The 24945-nt window shown below is 60.4% G+C and carries 27 protein-coding genes; 21 read left to right on the forward strand and 6 right to left on the reverse strand.

What is annotated here, in order from left to right:
- The first annotated feature begins 335 nt into the window (after window positions 1-335).
- Window positions 336-1223, forward strand: a complete 888-nt coding sequence (gene rhtA, locus ACEN2T_RS28210; RefSeq protein WP_032886027.1) for a threonine/homoserine exporter RhtA — start codon at window positions 336-338, stop codon at window positions 1221-1223.
- 164 nt (window positions 1224-1387) lie between these two features.
- Window positions 1388-1669, forward strand: a complete 282-nt coding sequence (locus ACEN2T_RS28215) for a hypothetical protein (RefSeq protein WP_032886026.1) — start codon at window positions 1388-1390, stop codon at window positions 1667-1669.
- A gap of 110 nt (window positions 1670-1779) precedes the next feature.
- On the opposite strand, the gene ACEN2T_RS28220 is transcribed toward ACEN2T_RS28215, so the two are convergent.
- From ACEN2T_RS28220 to ACEN2T_RS28230, 3 genes are all read right to left on the reverse strand, one after another.
- Window positions 1780-3588: an aminopeptidase P family protein gene (locus ACEN2T_RS28220; RefSeq protein ID WP_442117899.1), complete on the reverse strand. Its 1809-nt coding sequence runs from the start codon at window positions 3586-3588 to the stop codon at window positions 1780-1782.
- A gap of 39 nt (window positions 3589-3627) precedes the next feature.
- On the reverse strand, window positions 3628-4788 hold the full coding sequence (locus tag ACEN2T_RS28225; protein ID WP_442117900.1) for a cysteine desulfurase family protein: 1161 nt from the start codon (window positions 4786-4788) through the stop codon (window positions 3628-3630).
- A gap of 232 nt (window positions 4789-5020) precedes the next feature.
- Window positions 5021-5290 (reverse strand): hypothetical protein, encoded by a 270-nt coding sequence (locus ACEN2T_RS28230; RefSeq protein ID WP_442117901.1) that lies wholly within the window; start codon window positions 5288-5290, stop codon window positions 5021-5023.
- Window positions 5291-5689: 399 nt separating this feature from the next.
- Between ACEN2T_RS28230 and msuE the strand changes: the two genes are divergently transcribed.
- The 4 genes from msuE to ACEN2T_RS28250 are packed head-to-tail and all read left to right on the forward strand — an operon-like array spanning window position 5690 to window position 9762.
- Complete coding sequence (msuE, locus tag ACEN2T_RS28235) at window positions 5690-6253, forward strand: FMN reductase (protein ID WP_099603159.1); 564 nt, start codon at window positions 5690-5692, stop codon at window positions 6251-6253.
- Window positions 6254-6262: 9 nt separating this feature from the next.
- Complete coding sequence (ssuD, locus tag ACEN2T_RS28240) at window positions 6263-7402, forward strand: FMNH2-dependent alkanesulfonate monooxygenase (RefSeq protein ID WP_032886023.1); 1140 nt, start codon at window positions 6263-6265, stop codon at window positions 7400-7402.
- A gap of 55 nt (window positions 7403-7457) precedes the next feature.
- Window positions 7458-8645 carry an acyl-CoA dehydrogenase family protein gene (locus ACEN2T_RS28245; protein WP_442117902.1) on the forward strand — a complete coding sequence of 396 codons (1188 nt, stop codon included), beginning with the start codon at window positions 7458-7460 and terminating at the stop codon, window positions 8643-8645.
- Between the two features lie 13 nt (window positions 8646-8658).
- A complete protein-coding gene (locus ACEN2T_RS28250; protein ID WP_032886021.1) occupies window positions 8659-9762 on the forward strand; it encodes a sigma-54 interaction domain-containing protein in 1104 nt (367 codons plus the stop codon).
- On the opposite strand, the gene ACEN2T_RS28255 is transcribed toward ACEN2T_RS28250, so the two are convergent.
- The gene (locus ACEN2T_RS28255) at window positions 9751-10116 is read right to left on the reverse strand and encodes an antibiotic biosynthesis monooxygenase (protein ID WP_032886020.1); all 366 of its coding nucleotides are present in this window, start codon (window positions 10114-10116) and stop codon (window positions 9751-9753) included. The two genes, ACEN2T_RS28250 and ACEN2T_RS28255, sit on opposite strands and share 12 nt — an antisense overlap.
- Before the next feature lie 99 nt (window positions 10117-10215).
- Here ACEN2T_RS28255 and soxR point away from each other — a divergent pair, with 99 nt between their 5' ends.
- The 9 genes from soxR (at window position 10216) to ACEN2T_RS28300 (ending at window position 17187) form a co-directional block, all read left to right on the forward strand.
- The gene (soxR, locus tag ACEN2T_RS28260; RefSeq protein ID WP_032886019.1) at window positions 10216-10656 is read left to right on the forward strand and encodes a redox-sensitive transcriptional activator SoxR; all 441 of its coding nucleotides are present in this window, start codon (window positions 10216-10218) and stop codon (window positions 10654-10656) included.
- A 425-nt stretch (window positions 10657-11081) separates the two neighbouring features.
- A complete protein-coding gene (locus tag ACEN2T_RS28265; RefSeq protein WP_442117903.1) occupies window positions 11082-12281 on the forward strand; it encodes a PepSY-associated TM helix domain-containing protein in 1200 nt (399 codons plus the stop codon).
- Window positions 12281-12817, forward strand: coding sequence for a thiamine pyrophosphate-binding protein (locus ACEN2T_RS28270; RefSeq protein ID WP_099603148.1), 537 nt, complete (start codon window positions 12281-12283; stop codon window positions 12815-12817). Before ACEN2T_RS28265 ends, ACEN2T_RS28270 begins: the two co-directional genes overlap by 1 nt.
- Entirely contained in the window at window positions 12814-13137 is a 324-nt protein-coding gene (locus ACEN2T_RS28275; protein WP_032886016.1) for a hypothetical protein, read from the forward strand. Before ACEN2T_RS28270 ends, ACEN2T_RS28275 begins: the two co-directional genes overlap by 4 nt.
- On the forward strand, window positions 13134-13694 hold the full coding sequence (locus ACEN2T_RS28280) for a DUF6162 family protein (protein ID WP_032886014.1): 561 nt from the start codon (window positions 13134-13136) through the stop codon (window positions 13692-13694). The genes ACEN2T_RS28275 and ACEN2T_RS28280 overlap by 4 nt, the downstream gene beginning before the upstream one ends.
- A gap of 19 nt (window positions 13695-13713) precedes the next feature.
- Window positions 13714-14634, forward strand: a complete 921-nt coding sequence (locus ACEN2T_RS28285) for a metal ABC transporter substrate-binding protein (RefSeq protein WP_122764331.1) — start codon at window positions 13714-13716, stop codon at window positions 14632-14634.
- Window positions 14631-15377, forward strand: coding sequence for a metal ABC transporter ATP-binding protein (locus tag ACEN2T_RS28290; RefSeq protein ID WP_032886012.1), 747 nt, complete (start codon window positions 14631-14633; stop codon window positions 15375-15377). Before ACEN2T_RS28285 ends, ACEN2T_RS28290 begins: the two co-directional genes overlap by 4 nt.
- The gene (locus ACEN2T_RS28295; protein ID WP_032886010.1) at window positions 15374-16273 is read left to right on the forward strand and encodes a metal ABC transporter permease; all 900 of its coding nucleotides are present in this window, start codon (window positions 15374-15376) and stop codon (window positions 16271-16273) included. The genes ACEN2T_RS28290 and ACEN2T_RS28295 overlap by 4 nt, the downstream gene beginning before the upstream one ends.
- Window positions 16273-17187: a metal ABC transporter solute-binding protein, Zn/Mn family gene (locus tag ACEN2T_RS28300; RefSeq protein WP_442117904.1), complete on the forward strand. Its 915-nt coding sequence runs from the start codon at window positions 16273-16275 to the stop codon at window positions 17185-17187. The genes ACEN2T_RS28295 and ACEN2T_RS28300 overlap by 1 nt, the downstream gene beginning before the upstream one ends.
- Before the next feature lie 100 nt (window positions 17188-17287).
- Here ACEN2T_RS28300 and ACEN2T_RS28305 read toward each other — a convergent pair whose 3' ends face one another.
- Window positions 17288-18001 carry a UTRA domain-containing protein gene (locus ACEN2T_RS28305; RefSeq protein WP_032886008.1) on the reverse strand — a complete coding sequence of 238 codons (714 nt, stop codon included), beginning with the start codon at window positions 17999-18001 and terminating at the stop codon, window positions 17288-17290.
- A 352-nt stretch (window positions 18002-18353) separates the two neighbouring features.
- On the opposite strand from ACEN2T_RS28305, the gene ACEN2T_RS28310 reads away from it, so the two are divergent.
- From ACEN2T_RS28310 to ACEN2T_RS28335, 6 genes are all read left to right on the forward strand, one after another.
- Window positions 18354-19430 (forward strand): ABC transporter substrate-binding protein, encoded by a 1077-nt coding sequence (locus tag ACEN2T_RS28310; RefSeq protein ID WP_032886007.1) that lies wholly within the window; start codon window positions 18354-18356, stop codon window positions 19428-19430.
- 190 nt (window positions 19431-19620) lie between these two features.
- Window positions 19621-20427 (forward strand): alkaline phosphatase family protein, encoded by an 807-nt coding sequence (locus ACEN2T_RS28315; protein WP_442117905.1) that lies wholly within the window; start codon window positions 19621-19623, stop codon window positions 20425-20427.
- 5 nt (window positions 20428-20432) lie between these two features.
- Window positions 20433-21269: an ABC transporter permease gene (locus tag ACEN2T_RS28320; protein ID WP_163033160.1), complete on the forward strand. Its 837-nt coding sequence runs from the start codon at window positions 20433-20435 to the stop codon at window positions 21267-21269.
- The gene (locus ACEN2T_RS28325; RefSeq protein WP_032886004.1) at window positions 21256-22056 is read left to right on the forward strand and encodes an ABC transporter permease; all 801 of its coding nucleotides are present in this window, start codon (window positions 21256-21258) and stop codon (window positions 22054-22056) included. The genes ACEN2T_RS28320 and ACEN2T_RS28325 overlap by 14 nt, the downstream gene beginning before the upstream one ends.
- Window positions 22053-23042 carry an ABC transporter ATP-binding protein gene (locus ACEN2T_RS28330; protein ID WP_032886002.1) on the forward strand — a complete coding sequence of 330 codons (990 nt, stop codon included), beginning with the start codon at window positions 22053-22055 and terminating at the stop codon, window positions 23040-23042. The genes ACEN2T_RS28325 and ACEN2T_RS28330 overlap by 4 nt, the downstream gene beginning before the upstream one ends.
- 29 nt (window positions 23043-23071) lie before the next feature.
- Window positions 23072-23725 carry an HAD family hydrolase gene (locus ACEN2T_RS28335; RefSeq protein ID WP_095184295.1) on the forward strand — a complete coding sequence of 218 codons (654 nt, stop codon included), beginning with the start codon at window positions 23072-23074 and terminating at the stop codon, window positions 23723-23725.
- Window positions 23726-23871: 146 nt separating this feature from the next.
- On the opposite strand, the gene ACEN2T_RS28340 is transcribed toward ACEN2T_RS28335, so the two are convergent.
- Window positions 23872-24834 carry a zinc-binding dehydrogenase gene (locus ACEN2T_RS28340; RefSeq protein ID WP_099603152.1) on the reverse strand — a complete coding sequence of 321 codons (963 nt, stop codon included), beginning with the start codon at window positions 24832-24834 and terminating at the stop codon, window positions 23872-23874.
- Between the last annotated feature and the right edge of the window lie 111 nt (window positions 24835-24945).

Raw genomic sequence — 24945 nt, forward strand, 5'->3', positions numbered from 1 at the left:
ATTCTACAGCGTTACACGCTGCTGTCAACACCTCTTTTTCAACTTCCTTTTGGCTTCGATGAACTGAAGCAACTTACCGCCGAAAACTGCGTAACTCATTGTTTACCAAGGAGTTTTCCGTTTCGACTGCGCCGGAATTGGGGCGAATTATAGGCTCCCAGAATTTTACGTCAACCTTTAATTTGGTTTTTCTATCAAGTCGCCCACCAACCTTCATGTCCTTCTATATATAGACAGCCACCCGCATAACACTGAGCAATATATTGCTCAATTCCAAGTAGTTAAGCATCATAGCAGCCTCTGCTACTCAAATATGACATCGGACGTACATCCCAATGACCACCTCTCCCCGCAGCCTGGCTTCGGCATTATTTCCTGTCGGCCTGCTGCTGATCGCCATGGCTTCCATCCAGTCAGGAGCCTCGTTGGCCAAGAGCATGTTCCCGATTGTAGGCGCACAAGGCACTACAACCCTGCGCCTAATTTTCGCCAGTGTGATTATGCTGCTCATATTGCGACCATGGCGCGCCAAGCTGACCGCCAAGTCCCTGCGCACCGTGGTCATCTACGGAATGGCCCTGGGCGGCATGAATTTCCTCTTCTATATGTCACTGCGCAGCGTGCCCCTGGGCATCGCCGTAGCCCTAGAATTCACGGGCCCTCTTGCAGTGGCCATCTACGCGTCGCGCCGGGCGGTGGACTTCCTGTGGATTGCCCTCGCAATCGTCGGCCTGCTTCTATTGATCCCCATGGGAGAAGCGAGCAATGGTATCGACTTAGTTGGCGCAGCCTATGCATTAGGAGCGGGAGTCTGCTGGGCACTCTACATTCTGTTCGGACAGAAAGCAGGTAACGACAACGGCGTCCAGACCGCGGCTCTTGGGGTGATGATCGCAGCACTGTTTGTCGCGCCCATTGGCATCGTCCACGCTGGCAGTGCCTTGTTGACGCCTGCGCTGATTCCAATAGCCATCGGCGTCGCCATTCTGTCCACTGCCCTGCCCTACACCCTGGAGATGGTAGCGCTGACGCGCCTCCCTGCACGAACCTTTGGCACCCTCATGAGCATCGAACCCGTATTCGGCGCGCTCTCAGGCCTGCTCTTCCTGCAAGAGTACTTATCACTGGCACAATGGCTGGCCATTACCTGCATTATCCTGGCCTCGGTAGGCGCGACGCTGACGATGCGCAATGACTCGAAACCACTGGTTCCAGCGGATTGAATCATCTTTGAATGTACCTCTGGCATTTGCCGCTCATTTAGGCCATGTTTAAGCGCTAAACGAATGTCATTCATGGAGTTTTTCGACAAGGACAGCGCGAACACTACACTCGAGAGCGAGTAGAGCCGGCTTCAAGTATTGGGAAGTGGCTATTAAGGATGGGAATGAAGCGAATTTTGATAGTGTTAATGGTCGTAGCCATTGCTGGCTGTGCCGCGACTACCAAGACAGAAGTAAAACGGGGAAAAAGAGGACTGCATATCAACTGTTCCGGCCTGTCCTCCTCTTGGGACCAGTGCTACACCAGTGCAACCAACTCTTGCGGCACCAAGGGATATCGGGTCATCGCCAAGTCCGGTGACAATTCCGAGGAACCCGGGGACTATCCCTTTGGCATCAATCCTGCCGGGTACACCAGCCGCAGCATGATCGTCATCTGTAAGTAATCGCCCCCGAGCAGTCATCCTCGACTGCTCATCGTGCCCAATCAGCTCTCGATTAACACTCATCCTTGAACGCCGCTTGCAAGCAGATCGCAGGCGGCGTTTGCTTCAGATCAGATAGCTGCCGTACGCAGTTGCAACCACTCTAGCCCCGCGCCGCTCAGCAACGAGCTCAAGCGCTCACGCACCTGCGCGTGATACGCGTTGAGCCACTCGCGCTCATCCGTGGTGAGCAGCGACGGCTCCAGACAACGCGTGTCGATCGGGCAAAGCGTCAGGGTTTCAAACGACAGAAACTCACCAAACTCGGTCTTGCCCGCTTCGCGGTTCAGCACCAGGTTCTCGATACGCACACCCCAACGCCCCGGCCGGTACGTACCCGGTTCAATGGAAGTGATCATCCCCGGCTGCATCGCCGTTTGCGGAGCGGCGGCGGCCTGATAAGCAATCACTTGTGGACCTTCATGCACATTGAGGAAATAACCTACGCCGTGCCCAGTACCGTGGCCGTAGTCCACACCTTCAGCCCATATCGGCGCACGGGCAATGGAATCCAGCAACGGCGATAGAATCCCACTCGGGAAATGCGCACGGGACAGCGCAATAACGCCCTTCAGCACCCGGGTGCAGTCTCGTTTCTGCTCCTCACTCGGCGTACCGATAGGCACCATGCGTGTGATATCCGTTGTGCCGCCCAAGTACTGGCCACCCGAGTCGATCAACAGCAAGCCATCACCTTCGATCACCGCATGCTCTTCCTCGGTGGCGTGGTAATGGGGCATTGCGCCATTGGCGTTAAAGGCGGCAATAGTGTTGAAACTCAGCGACACATAGTCGGGGCGACGGGTACGGGCTGCGGTCAGGTGTTCATCAATGGTCAACTCCGTGATGCGCTCACGGCCCAGCGCACTGTCCAGCCAGGCGAAGAATTCGCACAGAGCAGCGCCATCCTGCTCCATGGCCCTGCGGATGTGCTCGGCGTCTGCCTGACTCTTGCGTGATTTGGCCAATGTGGTCGGATTCAGTCCTTCGATCAACTTGACGCCAGCATCCAGGTTTTCCAGCAAGCCGGCGGTTACGCGGGCAGGGTCGACGTGCAAACCTGCACCCGACGGCACTGCACGCAAGGCATCCGCGACCTCGCTGTAATCGCGCAACGCCACGCCATCCTGTTCAAGCACAGCACGCAGATCCGCGTCGACTTTACTCAGCGCCACGAACAACGTGGCCTGCTGTTGACTGATCAGCGCAAACGATACAAACACCGGGTTAAATGAAACGTCGCCGCCACGCAGGTTGAACAACCAGGCGATGTCGTCCAGGGTCGCGATAAAGTGCCAGTCGGCGCCCTTCTCTTTCAAACTGGCGCGCAGTGCAGCGAGCTTCTCGCCACGACTAACGGTCGCTTGCGGTGGCAGATGCGCATAAATCGGCTGGTTCGGCAGGCTTGGACGGTCTGTCCAAACCGTATCGAGCACATCGATATCGGTACGCAAGCGCGCGCCGCGTTCTGCCAGCTTGGCGCTCAAGGTGCGCGCCGAAGCGACCGCCATCACTGCACCGTCCACCGCCACCACACCGCCTTCCGGAGTTTGCTCGGCCAGCCACTCCAGTGGTCCAGGTTGGCCCGGCTGCAGTTTTACTAGCTCGATGCCGCTGCCCTTGAGCTCCTTGGTCGCTTGTTCCCAGTAACGGCTGTCGGCCCACACGCCGGCGAAATCTGCGGTGACAATCAGCGTTCCCACCGAGCCATGGAAACCCGATAACCATTGGCGGCCCTGCCAGTAACCCGGCAAGTATTCGGACAAATGCGGGTCAGCCGACGGCACCAACAGGGCGTGGATGCCCTCGCGGCTCATCAGTTCGCGGGTGCGCGCCAGGCGCTGGGGAACCGTTCCATGGGTCAAAGGCTGCGTGCTCATTGTGTCTCCTGCTAACCACTAATAATTGTTATGTGAAAATCAGACGGCCCAGAAGGCCGGCGCGCTGGCCAGTGCGGCCTTAATCAATAGCACCGCTTGGTCAATATCCTGCTCGGTAGTGAACCGCCCCAGACTCAAGCGAATGGTGCGGCCGGCCGAGCGGGCGTCATGGCCAAGGGCAAGCAACACGTGGGACGGTGCATTGCTCGCAGAATTGCAGGCCGACGTCGCTGAAAAAGCGATACCGGCGCTCAATGCCGCGGCATTGAATTCACCTTCGCCGAACGTAAGGCTCAGGGTGTGGGAAATACGTTGCGTGGCACTGCCATTGAGGCGTACACCGGCGATCGAAGCCAACTGATCCAGCAGGCGTTGCCGCAACGCAACGATCACCGCTTTCTCTTCAGTGAACGACTGCGCTGCCAGCGCAAATGCCGTGCCCATCCCTGCAATCTGGTGGGTCGCCAACGTGCCGGAGCGCAAGCCGCCCTCGTGTCCGCCGCCATGAATCTGCGCCAACACCTTCTGTTGCGCCCGAGGCCCGACGTACAGCGCGCCGATACCCTTGGGGCCGTACAACTTGTGCGCAGAAAACGACATCAAATCCACCGGCCATTGCGCCAGATCGATCGCCACCTTGCCTGCTCCCTGAGCCGCGTCCACATGCAGCAGCGCGCCGTGTTCACGCACCCGCGCGCCGATGCCGGGGATGTCATTCAGGGTGCCAAGTTCGTTATTCACCAGCATCAGCGAAACCAGGAAGGTGTCTTCGCGCAACGCCTCACTGACCGCGTCGACGCTGATCAAACCGTCGGCGTCGGGTACCAGATAGGTCACGGCTACGCCGGCTTCCTGCAACTGTCGCGCGGTGTCCAGCGTGGCCTTGTGCTCGATCTGGCTGGTGATGATATGCCCACCGGCCACACCCCGCGCCTGGAACACGCCTTTGATGGCGAGGTTGTTGGATTCAGTGGCGCCGGAGGTCCAGACTATCTGCTCAGGCTGTGCGCCCACCAACTCGGCCACCTGGCGACGCGCCTGTTCAACCGTTTGCCGGGCCGCCTGGCCGTAAGCGTGGGAACTGGACGCGGGGTTACCGAAATTGGCGTTGAAGCCCAGGCACTCGACCATCACCTGGATGACCCGCTCGTCCACCGGGGTGGTGGCGGCGTAGTCGAAATACAAAGGACGTTTATTCATGACAGTTAAGACTCGCAAAGCAGGTTCCCGAGAGCGGCGTCTCAGGAGCATCGGCCGGAACAGAGGTCGTCATGTCTACCGGATCGAATGCCATTAAAGAAGGACAACTTTAAGTAAATGTGCGTAGGAACGCTCCTGAAATTCAGCTTAACAGGCTGAAGTCGCGCCATGGAAAACAAAAAGCCCGAGGTCCTTAAAGGGCGCCTCGGGCTTTTTGCTGCGCAGAACGCGATCAACTGGGACGACCATGAAGTACGACGTCGCGCTCGGCATTCATTTCACCTTGGCGATCAAAGCCGAAGGGCTTCTGTGGCTGACCGGTCAGGGCCGCACGCTGCTGTTGATATTCATCGAACGACAAGCCTCGACGACTCAGCGCTTCAAGAGCCAATTGCTTGGTCTCTTCGACCGAGTAGGGACGTAATTCTGGCGATGGATGGCTCGCACAGCCGGCGAGTACGGCGCTGACAATCAATAAGCAAACGGAGAGGAATCGGTTCATGGCGGCGGCTCTGCAAAGGAGGTTTCGAGTCAATGAACACAGGCTACTCCCGACGTCATTCGGTGAAAAATCACCGTCCGTGATAGTCGCTATCAACCGCCGAAGCCCCCTCAGATAACCCTCTCATATATTTCTTTATGATCTATAAATATGGAAATACGTTCATTTACGGAATAACAGTAACCCTCTATAACTAGCTCCAATTCTGCCAGGCACTGTTCGCCAAGCAACTGTTGCCCAGGCAACAGCCATTCAACAAATCACCAGGCAGGCAACAGCAACATTTTTCAGCAGTGAGCCACAGCCCAAGCCAATCAAGGCCTGCAGCCGTTGGTACAGCTCTTGCTCAACACCTTGCACCTCACTTGCTATGAACCACTGTTGAAAAAGGAACTGTTCATGACCCGTCCACTGAATGTCGTTGCCCTCTCCGGCGGAACCTGGCGCCCGTCGCGCACCCTAGTGTTGACCCAAGCTGTGCTGGCCGAATTGGCCACCCTGCTGCCAATCCAGACCACACTGATCGAACTGGGCGACATTGCCCGGCCACTGGGCGGTGCACTGTCGCGCGATGAATTGCCCGCCGAAGTCGAAGCCCAACTGTTGGCCATCGAACAGGCCGACCTGCTGATCGTCGCCGCGCCGGTCTATCGCGGTTCCTACCCTGGCCTGCTCAAGCACCTGTTCGATCTAGTCGGTCTCAACGCCCTGATCAACACCCCGGTGCTGCTCGCCGCCACCGGTGGTAGCGAACGCCACGCGCTGGTCCTCGATCATCAACTGCGCCCGCTGTTCGCCTTCTTCCAGGCCCTGACCCTGCCGATCGGTGTGTACGCCACCGAAGCCGACTTCACCGACTACCAAATAACCAGTGAGCCCCTGAAGGGCCGGATACGCCTTGCGGCAGAACGTGCTGCACCCTTGTTTGCAGCGCACTCCCCTTCTCTGCTGAAAATCGCTTAAGGATTGGTCATGGATGTTTTCTGGTTTCTGCCGACACATGGCGACGGTCATTACCTGGGCACCACCCAAGGTGCCCGGCCCGTCACGCTCAATTATCTGAAGCAAGTCGCCCAGGCGGCTGACAACCTGGGTTACTACGGTGTGTTGATTCCTACCGGCCGCTCGTGTGAAGACTCCTGGGTCATCGCCTCGGCGCTGGTACCGCTGACAGAACGCCTGCGTTACCTGGTGGCTATTCGTCCCGGCATCATTTCGCCGACCGTCTCGGCACGCATGGCCGCCACCCTGGATCGCCTGTCCAACGGCCGCCTGCTGATCAACGTAGTGACCGGTGGCGACCCCGACGAAAACCGTGGCGACGGCAGCTTCCTCGACCACGCTGAACGTTACGAAGTCTCCGACGAATTCCTACGGATATGGCGCCGCGTATTGCAGGGTGAATCGGTGGATTTCGAAGGCAAACACCTGCGCGTGCAAAACGCCAAAGCGCTTTACCCACCGGTGCAGAAGCCTTACCCACCGCTGTACTTCGGTGGATCCTCCGACGCCGCCCACGACCTCGCCGCCGAACAGGTGGATGTGTATCTGACGTGGGGCGAGCCGCCCGCCGCCGTCGCGGAAAAACTCGCGGATGTGCGTGAGCGCGCCGCGCGCCACGGGCGTACGGTGAAGTTTGGCATTCGTCTGCATGTGATCGTGCGCGAAACCGAAGAAGACGCCTGGAAAGCCGCCGACAAACTGATCGAGCACATCAGCGACGACACCATCGCCGCCGCGCAGAAATCCTTCTCGCGCTTTGACTCCGAAGGTCAGCGCCGCATGGCCGCCCTCCACGACGGGCGCCGCGACAACCTGGAAATCGCGCCCAACCTGTGGGCCGGTGTCGGCCTGGTGCGCGGCGGTGCCGGTACCGCATTGGTGGGCAACCCGCAACAAGTGGCCGAACGTATCAAGGAATACGCCGACCTGGGCATCGAGAGCTTCATCTTCTCCGGCTATCCGCATTTGGAAGAGGCCTATCGCTTCGCCGAACTGGTGTTCCCGCTGCTGCCGGAACCCTACGCCAGCCTCGCTGGACGCGGTATCACCAACCTCACCGGCCCGTTCGGCGAAATGATTGCCAACGATGTACTGCCGGCCAAGGCCTGATCGGCGCAGCGGCGGCACCGGCCCGGGCCGCTGCTGCCAATAAAGAGGAAAACCCGTGACAGCCAAACCCCACAGCGTCCTGCCATCTCCCCTGCAGACCGCCAAACTGCTGGCCGCCGAATTCGCCCTCAGCGCCGTCGAACGCGACGAGCGCGGCGGCACACCCAAAACCGAGCGTGACGCCCTGCGCCACAGCGGCCTGCTGGCCCTGAGCATTCCCACCCAATACGGCGGCCTCGGCGCCCGCTGGAGCGACACCTTGGGCATCGTGCGCGAATTCGCCAAGGTCGACAGCTCCATCGCCCACGTCTTCGGCTTTCATCACCTGATGCTGGCCACCGTGCGCCTGTTTTCACGTCCGGACCAATGGCAACCCTGGTTCGAACAAACCGCGCGCAAGAACTGGTTCTGGGGCAACGCCCTCAATCCATTGGACACGCGCACCGTGGTCAAGGACTTCGGCGGCTGGCGCGAATTCTCCGGCAAAAAGAGCTTCTGCTCCGGCGCCAGCGACTCGGAAATGCTGATCGCCTCGGCGGTGGATGAAAATGCCGGCGGCAAACTGCTGATTGCCGCCATCCCCAGTGGGCGCAGCGGCATCACTCTGCACAATGACTGGAACAATATCGGCCAACGCCAGACCGACAGCGGCAGCGCCAGCTTCGAACGGGTGCGCGTCGAAGAGTCGGAATTGCTGCTCGACCCAGGCCCGCTGAGCACACCGTTCGCCTGCCTGCGCCCGCTGATCGCACAGTTGACCTTTACCCATATGTTTCTCGGCATTGCCGAAGGCGCATTCGAAGAAGCACGCACCTACACCCTCACCGAAACCCGTGTCTGGCACAAATCCTCGGCCGAGGACGTGCGCCAGGATCCTTACGTGCTCCACCACTACGGCGAGTTCTGGGTGGCCCTCGAAGGCGTGCGCCTGCTGGTGGAGCGAGCCGCCGAGCTACTGGACCAAGCCTGGGCCAAAGGGCCAAACCTCAGCGAACACGAGCGCGGCCAACTGGCAATTGCCATCGCCACCGCCAAGGTCGCCGCCACCCGCCAAGGCCTGGATCTGTGCAGCCGTCTGTTTGAAGTTACCGGCGCACGTTCAACCCATGCCTCCCTGCGCCTGGATCGCCACTGGCGCAACCTGCGCACGCAAACCCTGCACGACCCGGTGGACTACAAGCTCCATGAACTGGGGGACTGGGCGTTGAACCAATCCCTGCCGATTCCTACGTTCTACTCATAAAAAAGAGGTGCCCATGCAGCTTCTAACCCTACCGCCCTCGCCCGCCCTTGCGACCTCGATTCGCGCCACGGCCCAGGTCTTCGAAGACCCGAAATCCCAGGCGCTGCTCGACCATATCCAGCAAGTGGCGCCCAGCGAAGCCAGCGTGCTGATCATCGGCGAAACCGGGACCGGTAAAGAGCTGGTGGCGCGCCACATTCATAACCTCAGCGCGCGGCGCAACCGCCCGTTCGTGGCAGTGAACTGCGGCGCCTTCTCTGAATCCCTGGTGGAGGCCGAACTGTTCGGCCATGAAAAAGGCGCCTTTACCGGCGCCCTCAGCGCCAAGGCTGGCTGGTTCGAAGAAGCCGATGGCGGCACGTTGTTCCTTGATGAGATCGGCGATTTACCGATGGCCATCCAAGTCAAATTGCTGCGCGTCCTACAGGAACGCGAAGTCGTACGCTTAGGTTCGCGCAAGAGCATTCCGATTGATGTGCGGGTATTGGCTGCAACCAACGTGCAGTTGGAAAAAGCCATCAACGCCGGGCATTTCCGCGAAGACCTCTACTACCGGCTCGACGTGGTGAGCCTGGAACTGAGCCCGCTGCGCGAGCGCCCCGGCGATATCCTGCCGTTGACCCGGCACTTTATCGAGGCTTACAGCCGACGCCTGGGCTACGGCCCGATCACGATCAGTCGCGAAGCCGAACAAAAACTCAAGAGCTACAGCTGGCCGGGCAATATCCGCGAACTGGAAAACGTCATCCACCACACCCTGCTGATCTGCCGTAACGGCGTGATCGAACGGGATGATTTACGCCTGTCGAACATGCGCATTGAGCGCCAGGACGACAGTCAGCACGGCACCGACAACAGCGCCGAAGCCTTGTTGGAGCGCGCCTTCCAAAAGCTCTTTGAAGAACAGGCTGGCGCCCTGCATGAAAAGGTCGAAGACGCCCTGCTTCGGGCCGCTTACCGTTTCAGCCATTACAACCAGGTGCATACCGCCAACCTGCTGGGCCTGAGCCGTAACGTCACGCGCACACGCCTGATCAAGATTGGCGAATTGGCGGTGAATAAGCGTCGGCCGGGGGAGAACGTGCAAGGTGAACGGATGCTGCATTTATCCATATAGACGGCAGTGCAATGCATTGTCATGGCTGCGCTCAAAACTGCGCAGCACCTGGAACGAACCAAAGGTCACCGCCGTGGCCTGATGGGCGCGAATCAGTGTCCAGAAGTCTTCCTCACCCTGCTCAAAGCGCTTGAACGCTGCCTCACCGTGCGCTCGGGACGTCCATTGCAGGTAATTAAGCACCCGCCGGCCGTCATCGCTGACCTGCACGCTCGCACTGAGAAATCCGTCATGGCCCTGGGCCAAACGCTCGCTTTGGGTGGACAAGGCCGCCACCAGGGCAACTTGCTGCTGAGGCTCGATATGGAACTCGATCAGCTGAGTGAAGCCGAGATTCTTCTCTGATACCTGCATGAATACTCCCCTTCCGCTGTAGGCAGAATCTTGCGATTCGATGCCACGCAGGGTAAAACCTCCAGTTAAGTCAAGGTCAAGCGCTTAATCGGAGTTTTCATGATTACCAAGGAACTCACCGTCGGCCAACTGGCCGCCCGTAGCGGCGTGGCCGTCACGGCCCTGCACTTCTACGAAACCAAGGGACTGATTCAGAGCAATCGCAACGCGGGCAATCAGCGGCGCTATCCGCGGGATGTATTACGCCGCGTGGTGGTGATTAAGATCGCCCAGCGCTTGGGGATTCCCCTGGCGACGATTGGCGAGGCATTACAGACGCTGCCAAATGGCCGCACCCCGACAGCCAAAGACTGGGAACGTTTGTCGGCACTGTGGCGCGAAGACCTGGACGAGCGCATCAACAAAATGATGCTGCTGCGCGACAAGCTCAACGGCTGCATCGGCTGCGGATGCTTGTCGTTGGAAGCATGCCCGCTGCGCAATCAGGATGACCTGCTGGGTGAGCGCGGGCCTGGTGCGCAATTGCTCGAGCCCAGTTGAGCTTTCTCGTCGTAACCGCCGGAGCCCTTGATTGGCTTGGCCTATCGTGAAAGGCCGGACCTGCGCATCGACAATGCCACCGAGGGCATCGAGCGCTACAAGAAAGCCTTCGGGGCCACCCACGCGTGTTTGTCGTAAAGGGTTCTGGCAGTCATTTTGGGCGGGCCGTTCAACGGCCAAGCCCATCCTACGCAGCGCGCCGGCCCTATCAACGCCTGCTCGGTGATAGCTCGGAACATGTTTCGTGTTCGATAAACGGGTAAAAAACCACCGAATGTGAATCTGAAACATTTTCTTTCATATCCGGGTTAGGGATTTCTCATTCTCATCCGTCTTATTTAGATACAGCCTGTCGCGTCAGCAAAAGCTACGACTGGCCTTTTCCGGGCCTCCCTCGCCCCCCTCCGATCAAGACCCTCATTTACATGTCGAAGAAGTCACGCTCCAAACTCTGGTTTCTCGTACATAGCTGGCTGGCGTTGCCCATCTGGTTCTTTGTACTGATCGTCTGCGTCACCGGCACCCTGGCGGTGGTCAGCCAGGAAATCGTCTGGCTGGCCAACCCGGATATCCGCGCGAGCAAACCGTCGGATGACGCCGAACTGTTGAGCTACGACCAAGTGATCGGCGCCATCAAGCGTGCCGAGCCCGAGGTGATTGTCCAATCGCTCAGCCGCCCAGATGAGTCGCACTTCGCCCTGAGTGTCGACCTCAGCTACCCCGACGGGCGCTCGCTTGAGGTCTACGTCAACCCTTACACCGGCGCGATCCAGGGCATCAGCCCGTCGTTCAATTTCCGTCAGTTCACCCGTGCGCTGCACGGCTGGTGGCTGGTGCCGTTCACCAATGGCTACAGCTGGGGCTGGTACCTGGTGTCGTTGCTTGGTCTGCCGCTGCTGGCCTCGCTGGTTACCGGGCTGGTGGTCTACAAGCGCTTCTGGAAAGGTTTTTTCAAACCAACCCTGCGGTTTCGCCACGGTGCGCGAATCTTCTGGGGTGACTTCCACCGCCTGAGCGGTATTTGGTCTATCTGGTTTATCGCAGTCATTTCCATCACCGGCACCTGGTTCCTGATCCAGGCGATCCTGGGGGACAACCAGATTTCAATTTCCAGCGAGCCCATCGTCCCGGTGATCGCCCGTGAAAAAGTACCGTCCTCGGCAGCAGGTGTGCCGGCACCGATGATTCCCCTGGATGAAGCAATCACCATTGCGACCCAGCGCATCCCTGGCCTGGAAGCGAGCTTCGTGCGCATGCCCTTCAACGCCTACAGCCACCTGCAAATCGGCGGCCGCGGCTGGTACCCACTGATGTACCAAACCGCCCAACTCAACCCCTATAGCGGCGAAATCGCTGTCTCGCACCTCCTGTCCGACCGCACCGCACTTGAGTTCGTCACCGAATCCATGCGCCCGCTGCACACTGGCGATTTTGGCGGACTGTGGATCAAGCTGATCTGGGCGTTCTTCGGCCTGGTGCTGAGCATGATGGTCTTGAGCGGCTTGCTGATATGGACCAAGCGCACCGCCTTGGCCACGCTCAATGCCCTCAAGCGCGAGGCCAAGACCCAGCGCAAGCCTGTTTCCACCCCGGCCTTGCAGGCTGAAACTTCGGAGAGCCACTGATGAGCAAGGTCGCAGCGACACCGCCGACTCCCCTGCGGGCTTTCTGGCTGAAATGGCGATTCCATATCAATGTTCTGCTACTGCTGGTGCCCCTGGGCTTCATGCCCAAGTATTTTGCCGATGCCGCACTGTTTCGCGGTGACGCGGGTATCGGCGAGCGGGTGGCCGGAGAAGTACAGGTTGGCCCCTGGAGCCTGACCCTCGCCGAGTTCCGCAATGAGGGCCCAAGCCCGGACCCGGCCGGCCCGATGAAGTTCTTCAACGCCGCCCTGTGCGACACCTGTGCCGACCAGGTCAAGGCTACTTACCTGCGCATCGGCAAGCCACGCAGCCTGCGCGCGGCCGGGGTGATCTTCTTTGGCACACCGTACCGCATGGGCGCCGCCCTGCCCGTCCCTGAACGCACACCTGCCGATGCCGAACTGTGGGTCACCATGGAAGGCTGGGACGGCACGATGCACCAGGGTTCCATCCCGCTGAGCCAGGCCTCGCCTGCCACCATTGCCTGGCTGAACAAGCAAGGAGTCAAACCATGATGATCAAGCACCTGTCCCGCGCCGCGCTGTTGCTGTGCGCGGGTTTAAGTACCGTGGCCCTGGCCCACAACCCTATGTGCGAATGCAAGGAAATCCCCGGCGAGCAGATCCAGTGCAAGGGCGGCTTCTCCGACGGCAGCGGTGCGCCCGGCGTGACCCTGGATGTGATCGGCTACGACGAAACCATCCTGGTGCCCGGCAAGCTCGGCCAGGATTCGACCCTGACCTTCAAGAAGCCATCCGCCGAGTTCTACGTGCTGTTTGACGCCGGCCCTGGCCACGTCGTTGAAATCGACCAAGCGGATATCCAGTCCCAATGAGTACGACACACGTTGTACGTCCCGCGGGCGCTGGCCACGAAACCCTCTACGTCCTGCTGCTGTGCCTGATCATCCTAGCGGTCGCCGGCACGGTGGTGGCGCTGCACGGCGAATCCCAGGAAGTGGCCGCCGTGCCCAGCCATCAGCTGGACGCCCGCCGCGACCTGAGCGCCGCCGAGCAAGGCATCTACGCCGACTTGCGGGTGACCCTGGATGAAATCCACTTGCTGCAGCAAGAGCAAAGCGCCCTGCCGACGCCTGGGCAATTGGCCGAAGAAGGCTTCGCGCCGTTCGCCCAGGATGCGAGTTCGGTCAGCCGTGGCGATCACCGCTGGCAGTTACTGGCGCCTGCGGCCTACTTCGGGTTGAGCCAGGCGCCGACCACCAGCGGTTCACTGCTGATGCGCGTACAAGGCACCGAGCCGGATATCTGGCTCAACCGCCGCAAAGACCTGGCCGCCCCCTCCGACCTCACTGACCAGGCGCTGATCGCGGCCGGCTGGCAGCAAGTGGTCGCGCAATTCGATGCCGGCGTTACCCGCCAGCACCGTCACTGAACGAGAAGACCGATTGCCCATGTCTATTTCATCTCCCCTGTTGCGCCTGGTGCTGGTCAGCCTGCTCAGCCTGATACTCGCCCCGCTGGCCAACGCCGAAGCGGCTAAACGCCTGCGTATCGGCATCACGCTGCACCCTTATTACAGCTACGTGGCCAATATCGTCGGCGACAAGGCCGACGTGGTGCCGCTGATTCCAGCCGGTTTCAACCCACACGCCTACGAGCCGCGCGCCGAAGACATCAAGCGCATCGGCACCCTGGACGTGATCGTGCTCAATGGCGTCGGCCACGACGACTTCGCCGACCGTATGATCGCCACCAGCGAGCGCCCGGACATCCCGGTGATCGAAGCCAACGCCAACGTGCCGTTGCTGGCCGCCACCGGCAATGCCGCGCGCGGTGCGGGCAAGGTGGTCAACCCGCACACCTTCCTGTCGATCAGTGCATCGATTGCCCAGGTCAACAACATCGCCCGTGAACTGGGCAAGCTCGACCCGGACAACGCCAAGACCTACACCCAGAACGCGCGTGCCTATGGCAAACGCCTGCGCCAGATGCGCGCCGACGCCCTCGCCAAGTTGACCAGCGCGCCTAACCCGGACCTGCGCGTCGCCACTGTGCATGCGGCCTACGACTACCTGCTGCGTGAATTCGGCCTGGAAGTCACCGCCGTGGTCGAGCCGGCCCACGGCATTGAGCCCAGCCCCAGCCAGTTGAAAAAGACCATCGACGAACTGCGCGCCCTGGACGTGAAGGTGATCTTCTCGGAGATGGATTTCCCCTCCACCTACGTCGACACCATCCAGCGTGAATCCGGGGTCAAGCTGTACCCGCTGTCGCATATTTCCTATGGCGAATACAGCGCTGAAAAGTACGAAGTGGAAATGACCGGCAACCTCAACACGGTGGTCCGGGCGATTCAGGAGTCGGGCGCATGACGGCGGCACAATCCCTGAAGGTCGCCAGCGTCGGCCCGACACTCGACTTCGACACGGTGTCCCTGACCCTGGGCCGCACCGTGATCCTCGACGGCGTGAGTTTCCAGGTGCAGCCGGGCAGCATCCACGCGCTGGTCGGCCCCAACGGCGGCGGCAAGAGCTCGCTGATCAAGACCCTGCTGGGACAAACGCCGCATCAGGGTCGCTTGAGCCTGCAGTGGCCGACCACGCCGGGCACAATCGGCTATGTGCCCCAGGCGCTGGAATTCGACCGGGGTTTGCCGATGACCGTGGACGATTTCATGGCCGCCATGTGCCAGCGGCGCCCGGCGTTTCTGGGCTTGTCCAAGCATTACGCCGCGGCGATTGGCGAGGCTCTGGAACGGGTCGGCATGCAGGACAAACGCAAGCGGCGCATGGGTGCATTGTCCGGAGGTGAACGCCAACGCGTGCTGCTGGCCCAGGGCTTGATCCCTGCGCCGCAATTGCTGGTGCTGGATGAGCCGATGTCGGCCCTCGATGAAGCGGGCATCCAGGTGTTCGAACGCCTGCTCAGTGACTGGCGCCTCGCCGGGATGACCGTGCTGTGGATCGAGCACGACCTCGAAGCCGTAGGCCGTCTGGCCGACCGCGTTACCGGCCTTAACCGCCGCGTGCTGTTCGACGCCACGCCACAGGAGGCGCTCACCCCGGATCGCCTGCTGACCCTGTTCTCCACCCACCCTCGGAGCCCGGCGCAATGAGTTATGAAGCGTTTCGCCTGATGGTCCAGGGCTGGGCCTCTGCCGGTTACCTGCCGGAGGCACTGGCCTATGGTTTTGTAGTCAATGCCCTGCTCGCCGGTTTGCTGATCGGCCCAGTGCTCGGCGGCTTGGGCACGCTGGTAGTGGTCAAGCGCTTCGCGTTTTTCTCCGAAGCCGTCGGCCATGCTGCGCTGACCGGCGTCGCCGTGGGCATTTTGCTCGGTGAACCCTACACCGGCCCCTACGGCAGTCTGTTCGGTTACTGCCTGCTGTTTGGCATCCTGCTCAATTACCTGCGTAACCGCACCGGCCTGGCGCCGGACACTTTGATCGGCGTGTTCCTGTCGGTGTCCCTGGCGCTGGGCGCAAGCCTGCTGCTGATCCTGGCGGGCAAGATCAACGTGCACATCCTGGAGAACGTGCTGTTTGGTTCGGTGTTGACGGTCAACGGTAACGATCTGCTGGTGCTGGCGATTGTCGGCTCGCTGGTGATGGCTCTGGCGCTGCCGCTGTACAACCGCATCATGCTCGCCAGTTTTAACCCGCAACTGGCGGCAGTGCGCGGAGTGGCGGTGAAGACCCTCGATTATCTGTTCGTAATTCTGGTGACGCTGATCACCGTCGCGGCAGTCAAGGTCATCGGCGCGATTCTGGTCGGCGCCCTGCTGGTGATTCCAGCGGCGGCGGCGCGCCTGTTGAGCCAGTCGCTCAAAGGCTTCTTCTGGGTCTCGGTGGTGATCGCCACTGTCAGTACCCTGTGCGGGATCCTGCTGCCGATCATCTTCGACCTGCCGATTCCTTCCGGTGCCGCGATCATCCTGATGGCCGGTATCGCTTTCGCTTTTGCCGCCATCGCGCGCGGCACCGTGCCCAGCCTCAAAGGGAACTTTGGATAATGCGCTCTGTTCTTCAGCCTCTCGCCTTGGCCATCGCCTGTTTAATCAGTCCGCCGCTGATCGCCGCCGAGGCAGTCAAACCGGCTGCCCACGCCGCCAAACCGGTCAAGGTGCTGGCGTCGCTGCCAATCACTTATGGCCTGGCCGAGGTGCTGCTCAAAGGCACCGACGTGCAGCTTGAGCGCGCAGCCCCGGCCAACCTGCCGGGCTCGCGCCAGGTGTCGTACTTCACCGGCCGTGGCGCCTCCGCACTGAGCGCGCTGGCCCAGGACGCCGACGCCGCCATCGGCCTGCGCTCGCTGTGGGCAGATGATCCGCTGTACCCCGTGGCACGGCGCAGCAACATCCGCATTGTCGAAGTCGATGCCGCACGCCCCGTGGACGGCGGGTTGCCGGGGATCGCCGTGCAGCCGGGCGTCGCTGACGGTTTGAACAGCCAACCATGGCAATCGAGCAATAACCTGGGGCGCATGGCCGATGTCTTGTCCACCGACCTGAGCCGCCTGGCACCGGGCGCCAAGGTGAAAATCGACGCCAATCTGGCTGCACTCAAGCAACGCCTGCTCAAGCTCACCGCCGACAGCGAAGCCCGGCTGGCCAAGGCGGACAACCTGAGTGTGGTCAGTTTGAGCGATCACTTTGGGTATTTGGTCAGCAGCCTGAACCTGGAACTGATCAGCACCGATGCGCGACCGGATGCCGAGTGGACACCTGAGGCGTTGCACACACTCAGTACTGAATTGAAGGACAACGATGTGGCCGTGGTGCTGCACCATCGCCAGCCGAGTGAAGCGGTGAAAGCCGCCATCACGGCAGGCGGCTCGACATTGCTGGTGCTGAATGTCGACGGTGCAGACCCGGTGACGGAGCTGGAAACCAATGTGGATCAGGTAATCAAGACGCTCAGTCACTGATATGGAGGTGACCAGCACCCTGTTTTAGGGCTGCTTTGCAGCCCAGCGCAGGGCAAGCCTGCTCACTAGAGAAGCAAGCTCAGCGCCGGGAGAGCGGTGGTTAAACCACATCCACGCCCACATGAATCGCATCATGCCGCCAGAACTCCAGGTCGCAGTCGATCAAGCGCTGGTGCTGGTCATAATTAACCCGAGCAATCCGCAAACCCGGGCTGCCCACCGACACGCGCAATGCGGCGGCGGCTTCCACCGGCAGTGACGTCGGCACAATCTCGAAGCGCACCCGTCCGTAGTGCAAGTCGTATTTGCGCACGTACAACTCGGTCATCGACTGATTCAGGTCGCACTCAAGAATCCCCGGGAAATATTGCGGGTTCAGGTAGTGCTCCACATACAACACCAGTCGCCCATCGATCCGCCGGCTTCGGCAGATCTGGATCACGCTGGACAATGCCGGCAGTTGCAGCCATGCACACACCGCCGCCGATGCAGGTTGCAGGCGCGCCGAAATCACTTCGGTGGACGCCACACGGCCCTGGTCGTTGACCATCGCGTGAAAGTGGCTGCGCTGCATCAGGTTGTAGGCCAATCGTGGCGGCGATACGAACCAACCCCGGCGTTCCTCGCGATAAATCTGCCCTTGGGCCTCAAGTTGTAACAAGGCTTCCCGCACGGTAATTCGGGTGGTACCGAACAACTCGCTGAGCTTGCGCTCGGCGGGCAGTTTGCTTGCAGGCGGCAAAAGTCCATGGTCGATCTGCTCTTGCAGCGCCAGGCCGATGGATGTCACCGCCTTGATTGCCTCATCACGCATCAACGTTACCTATCTGGACTAGACCAGCACCGTTCAGGTGCATAAAAGCTCCGCAATCGGGCCCTTGCGACTGCGTGCAAGCGTAGGCATTGCAGATGACCGACAGATGACAGCCCGCCTCAAGTGCATGCCGCACCTCTTGCAATACACCGGCCAAGTCCAGAGCCTACGGGCACTTGGGCATGGTCTACGCTCAGCCTGTGCCGAGCCACATCGGCGCGTTAAAAACGACAACGACATGAAACTGTCATCCATCGAGCCTAAATTGGCTCAGGTATTGCTCTGACCTAGACCAACACCACCGCAAACGTTCATAAAAACGCAGCGTTGAAAACGCCCAAAGGAGCTTCGGATGAAACAGCTTTTCCTGGCATCACTGTTAGGCTCGACCATTGCCATGTGCACCGCCGCCATGGCCGCTGATACCGATCTAAAAACCTTGGAAGCCGCCGCGAAAGCGGAAGGCGCCGTCAACAGCGTCGGCATGCCCGATGACTGGGCCAACTGGAAAGGCACCTGGGAAGACCTGGCCAAGACCTACGGCCTCAAGCACATCGACACCGACATGAGCTCGGCCCAGGAGATTGCCAAGTTCAAGGCCGAGAAAGACAACGCCAGCGCCGACATCGGCGACGTTGGCGCAGCGTTCGGTCCGATTGCGGTGAAGCAGGAAGTCACCCAGCCGTACAAACCGTCCACCTGGGCTTCGGTGCCGGACTGGGCGAAAGACAAAGACGGTCACTGGGCCCTCGCCTACACCGGCACCATCGCGTTTATCGTCAACAAGAAGCTGCTGCACGGTTCCGAAGTCCCCACCAGTTGGGCCGACCTGCAAACCGGCAAATACAAAGTCTCGGTGGGTGACGTGAGCACCGCGGCCCAGGCGTCCAACGCCGTGCTGGCGGCGGCCATCGCCAACAAAGGCGATGAAAAGAACATCGCGCCAGGCCTGCAGTTCTTCACGAAGATCGCCCAGCAAGGCCGGCTCGGCCTGTCCAACCCGACCATCGCCACCATGGAAAAAGGTGAAGTCGAAGTAGGCATCGTCTGGGACTTCAACGGCCTGAGCTACAAAGCCAAGATGGCCAACCCGGATGACTACGTGGTGCTGATCCCCTCGGACGGCTCGGTGAAATCCGGCTACACCACCATCATCAATAAATACGCCAAGCACCCGAACGCCGCCAAGCTGACCCGCGAGTACATCTTCAGCGATGCCGGCCAACTCAACCTGGCCAAGGGCAATGCGCGTCCGATCCGTGCGGAAACCGACCTGAAACTGCCGGCTGAAATCGCCAAGAACCTGATCCCGGGCGAGCAGTACACCAAGGCCAACCCGCAACCGATCAAGGATGCCGATGCCTGGGAAGCGACTTCCAAGAAGCTGCCGCAGCTGTGGAATGAGCAGGTCATCGTAGAGATGAAGTAAGGGTTTTATCCCACATTGGAGCTCCAGTGGAGATCCAATGTGGGAGGGGGCTTGCCCCCGATGACGGTGGATCAGCTAACAAATCCGTTGAATGACACACCGCTATCGGGGGCAAGCCCCCTCCCACATTTCTGACCCCGTTCCTCCAGAGGAATTGAGCCAAGTCAATCGTTGCGGAGCGCTCTCCCCCATGAAGCACACTGTCATCCTTGTCGTGCTCGACGGCCTGAACTTCGAGGTTGCCCGACACGCCATGGGGCACTTGCAGGCCTATGTCGGCGCAGGACGCGCAGCCCTCTACAAGCTGGAATGTGAACTGCCCTCGCTGTCCCGCCCGCTCTATGAATGCATCCTCACCGGCGTGCCACCGATCCAGAGCGGTATCGTGCACAACCAGGTCGCGCGCCTGTCCAACCAGCGCAGCATTTTCCATTACGCCACCGACGCAGGTCTTAGCACTGCAGCGGCGGCTTACCATTGGGTCAGCGAGTTGTATAACCGCTCGCCCTTTCTCGCCGCCCGTGATCGCCATACCGACGACACGACGCTGGCGATCCAGCACGGACATTTCTACTGGAATGACCATTACCCCGATTCCCACCTGTTCGCCGACGCCGAAAGCCTGCGACTCAAGCACGCGCCGGACTTTCTGCTGGCGCACCCGATGAACATCGACGACGCCGGCCACAAGCACGGCCTCGACAGCGCGCAATACCGCAACAGCGCACGCTCGGCCGACATCATCCTGGCTGACTACCTGCAAGGCTGGCTTGACGCAAGCTGCCAAGTGCTGGTGACCGCCGACCACGGCATGAACAACGACCGCTCGCACAACGGCCTGCTGCCGGAAGAACGTGAAGTGCCGCTGTTCGTCCTCGGCGATGCCTTCAGCCTGGATGCCAACGCCACGCCGAAACAGACCGACCTGTGCGGCACCGTCTGCGAACTGCTGGGCGTGCCCCACGACAAACCTGTATGCCGGGAGCTATTGAAGTGAATGCCATGACTCGCGGCAAATGGCTGGCATTGCTGTGCCTGGTGCCCTTCGCGCTGTTCTTTATCGTGTTCGAGATCGCACCGCTGGTGTGGGTGCTGATCAACAGCCTGCAAACCGAAGAGGCCGGCTGGGGCCTGGAAAACTTCACCCGGATCTTCAGCTCGAAGTTCTACCGGCAAGCGATCCAGTTCAGCCTGGAGATCAGTTTTTACTCCAGCATTTTCGGCATCATCATCGCCACTCTCGGCAGTTATTCGCTACGCCGCGTCGATGGGCCGCTGCGCAACTTCGTTACCGCCTTCGCCAACATGACGAGCAACTTCGCCGGCGTCCCCCTGGCGTTCGCGTTCATCATTTTGCTGGGGTTCAACGGCAGCATCACTCTCATGCTCAAGCAGGCCGGGATCATTCAGGACTTCAACCTGTATTCCAAGACCGGGCTGATCATCCTCTACACCTACTTCCAGATCCCCCTCGGCGTGTTGCTGTTGTACCCGGCCTTCGATGCGCTGCGTGAAGACTGGCGCGAGTCCGCGTCGTTGCTCGGCGCGAATGGCTGGCAGTTCTGGCGGCACATCGGTTTGCCGGTGCTGACGCCTGCGCTGCTGGGCACCTTCGTGATCCTGCTCGCCAATGCCTTGGGCGCCTACGCCACGGTCTACGCCTTGACCACCGGCAACTTCAACGTGCTGCCGATCCGTATCGCGGGGCTGGTCTCCGGCGATGTGTCCCTGGATCCGAACATGGCCAGCGCCTTGGCCGTTGTGCTGGTGGCGCTGATGACCGTGATCACCGTGGTCCATCAACTGCTGCTCAAGAGGAGCTACCATGTCTCGCGCTGAAGCCGGCCCGGCCTCCCTCTACCACCGCGTGGTGGTGTACCTGCTCTTTGCGATCCTGGTATTGCCGTTGGTGGGCACGTTCGTTTACTCGATTGCCAGTAGTTGGTCGGCAACCATCCTGCCGGCGGGCTTCACCGTGAAGTGGTACGTGCAGCTCTGGAGCGACCCGCGCTTTCTGATGGCCTTCGGGCAGTCGCTGCTAGTGTGCGTGGGCGCGCTGATCCTGTCGGTGGTGCTCATTCTGCCGCTGCTGTTCGTGGTGCATTACCACTTTCCCAAGCTCGACGCGCTGATGAACATCCTGATCCTGCTGCCCTTCGCGGTGCCGCCAGTGGTGTCATCGGTGGGCCTGCTGCAACTCTATGGTTCCGGGCCGTTGGCAATGGTGGGCACGCCATGGATCTTGATCGGCTGCTACTTCACCGTGGCGCTGCCGTTCATGTACCGGGCGATCACCAACAACCTGCAAGCCATCAACTTGCGCGACCTGATGGACGCCTCCCAACTGCTGGGCGCCAGCACTTGGCAAGCGGCGATCTTCGTCGTGCTGCCCAACCTGCGCAAAGGCTTGATGGTGGCGCTGCTGCTGTCGTTCTCGTTCCTGTTCGGCGAGTTCGTGTTCGCCAACATCCTGGTGGGCACCCGCTACGAGACCCTGCAGGTGTACCTCAACAACATGCGCAACAGCAGCGGACACTTCACCAGTGCCGTGGTCATTTCCTATTTCTTCTTTGTGCTGGTGCTGACCTGGGCCGCCAATATCTTGAACAAGGACAAAAGCCAATGAGCTTCGTCAGCGTCCAACACTTGCAAAAGGGCTACTCCGGTACGCCCGTGTTTAGCGATATCAACTGCGAAATTGCCAAAGGCGAGTTCGTCACCCTGCTCGGCCCGTCCGGGTGCGGCAAGTCCACGCTGCTGCGCTGCATTGCCGGTCTGACCTCGGTGGACAGTGGGAAAATTCTGCTCGATGGCCAGGACATCGTTCCGCTGAGCCCGCAGAAAAGAAACATCGGCATGGTCTTCCAGAGCTACGCGCTGTTCCCCAACATGACCGTGGAACAGAACGTCGCCTTCGGCCTGCGCATGCAAAAGGTCAACGCCGACGACAGCCACAAGCGCGTGCAGGAAGTACTGCAACTGGTAGAGCTCAAAGACCTGGCCGGGCGCTACCCGCACCAGATGTCTGGCGGCCAGTGCCAGCGCGTGGCCCTCGCCCGCTCCCTGGTGACACGCCCACGCCTGCTGCTGCTGGATGAGCCGCTGTCGGCGCTGGATGCACGCATTCGCAAGCACCTGCGTGAGCAGATTCGCCAGATCCAGCGCGAACTGGGGCTGACCACGATTTTCGTGACCCATGATCAGGAAGAAGCCCTGACCATGTCCGACCGCATCTTCCTGATGAACCAGGGCAAGATCGTGCAAAGCGGCGATGCCGAGACCCTCTACACGGCGCCAGTCGACGTGTTCGCCGCCGGTTTTATCGGCAACTACAACCTGCTCGACGCCGACAAGGCCAGCCAATTGCTGCAACGCCCGATCAGTGGGCGCATCGCGATTCGCCCCGAAGCCATCGAACTGAGCCGCAGCGGCGAACTGGATGCACTGGTGCGCAGCCACAGCCTGCTGGGCAACGTGATCCGCTACCGCATCGAAGCGCGCGGCGTGGAACTGGTCGTCGATGTGCTCAACCGCTCGGCGGACGATCTTCACCCGGATGGTCAACGCCTGGCACTTTCCATCGACCCCAGTGCGCTGTGTGAAGTAGCCTGATGCAACGATTTACAAAGAGAGCGTGACGGATGGCATTGGTAATTTTTGATCTGGACGACACCCTGATCCACGGCGACTGCGCCACCCTGTGGAGCGAGCAGATGGGCCGCTTGGGATGGGTCGACCCCGAGTCGTTCATGCGCAGGAACAACGAACTGATGGACGCCTACAGCCGCGGCGAACTGGCCATGGAGGACTTCATGGACTTCAGCCTGGAGCCAATGATCGGCCGCACCCCGGAAGAGATCGATCATCTGGTCGAGCCGTGGGTGGAGGACGTGATTGAACCGCTGATCTACAGCGAGGCCACTAAGACCATCGCCAGGCATCGTGCGAAGGGCGACCGGATTTTGGTGATTTCGGCATCGGGAACGCATTTGGTGAAACCGATTGCGGCGCGAATCGGTATTGATGAGGTGTTGGGGATTGATCTGGACGTGAGCCATGGCGTGTACAGCGGCCGTACCGTGGGTGTACTCACCTACCGCGAAGGCAAGATCACGCGATTGCTGGATTGGCTGGAGCAGGAACGTGAGACATTGGATGGCGCGTACTTCTATTCGGATTCGCGCAATGATCTGCCGTTGCTGCTGAAGGTGGATCACCCGCAGGTGGTGAACCCGGATCCGGTGCTGCGCGAGCATGCAGAGAAGGCTGGTTGGCCAATCCACCATTGGATCTGACACCCGCTATCTTGAATTGAAATCCAATCAGGCGAATGTGGAGGGGGCTTGCTCCCGATGCCGGTGGGTCAGATGAAATATTCTTCACTGACACACGGTTATCGGGAGCAAGCCCCCTCCCCATTTGGTCGCATTTCAATTCAAGGTCAGGTCACGCTTTCGTCGATCACCAACACCAACTTCCCTGAAATCTGGTTAGTCGCAAGCTCAGCAAACGCCGCCTCGGCATCCTTGATTGGGAAGGTCTTGGCCAACTGCGGGCTCAAGCGCCCTTCGGCAAACAACGGCCAGACATGCTGGCTCAAGTCACTGAACAGGTCTGCCTTGAACTGATCGTCACGGCTGCGCAGGGTCGAGCCCAACAACTGGATACGCTTGCCCAGCACTTGGGCCAGGTCCAACTGCGCCTCGCGACCGCCCATCAAACCGATCAACACCCAACGGCCGTCCAGCGCCAGCAGCTTCAGATCCAGCGCCGCATAGCTGCCGCCGACCGGGTCAAGGATCACATCAAACGGCCCGAAATCCCGCAGCCCTTCGATCCCATCGGTACGTACCACGCCGCCCTGGGCGCCCAGGTCTTCACAGTAGGCCAGGCGTTGCGCCGAGCCGACGCTGACCCAGCACGGGCTGCCAAACGCCTTGCACAGTTGGATCGCCGCCGAGCCCACGCCACTGGCACCGGCATGCAGCAGCACTTTCTCACCGGGCTTGAGGCCCGCCAGTTGGAACAGATTGAGCCATGCGGTGCTGTACACCTCAGGCAAGGCCGCCGCTTCAATCAACGACAGACCTTCCGGCACCGGCAGCACATGCCGAGCATCTACCACCACCTCTTCGGCCATGCCACCGCCGGCGAGCAACGCACAGACTCGATCCCCCACTTGCCACGAGGAACCAGGCCCCACTTCGCTGATCACCCCGGAACATTCCAGGCCCAGCACAGAGCTGGCGCCAGGGGGTGGCGGATAGAGCCCGGCACGCTGTAATAAATCGGCGCGATTAAGACCCGCAGCCGCCACGCGAATGCGAACTTGGCCTACGTCACATGTAGGACTTGGTTCGTCCAACCACTCCACATGACCTTCAACGCCTTGCAATGCTTTCACAGTGCCTCCATAGTGAGTCTGGACTGAGCCCGTAGCAGTAGCGCGGGCTTTTTGCATTATGCGACCGGCCCCTATGGAACCGGCAACTTCAAAGACGGCCTAATATGCGTT

The organism is Pseudomonas sp. W22_MBD1_FP4 (assembly GCF_052113765.1).
In the GTDB taxonomy this organism is placed as follows: domain Bacteria; phylum Pseudomonadota; class Gammaproteobacteria; order Pseudomonadales; family Pseudomonadaceae; genus Aquipseudomonas; species Aquipseudomonas sivasensis.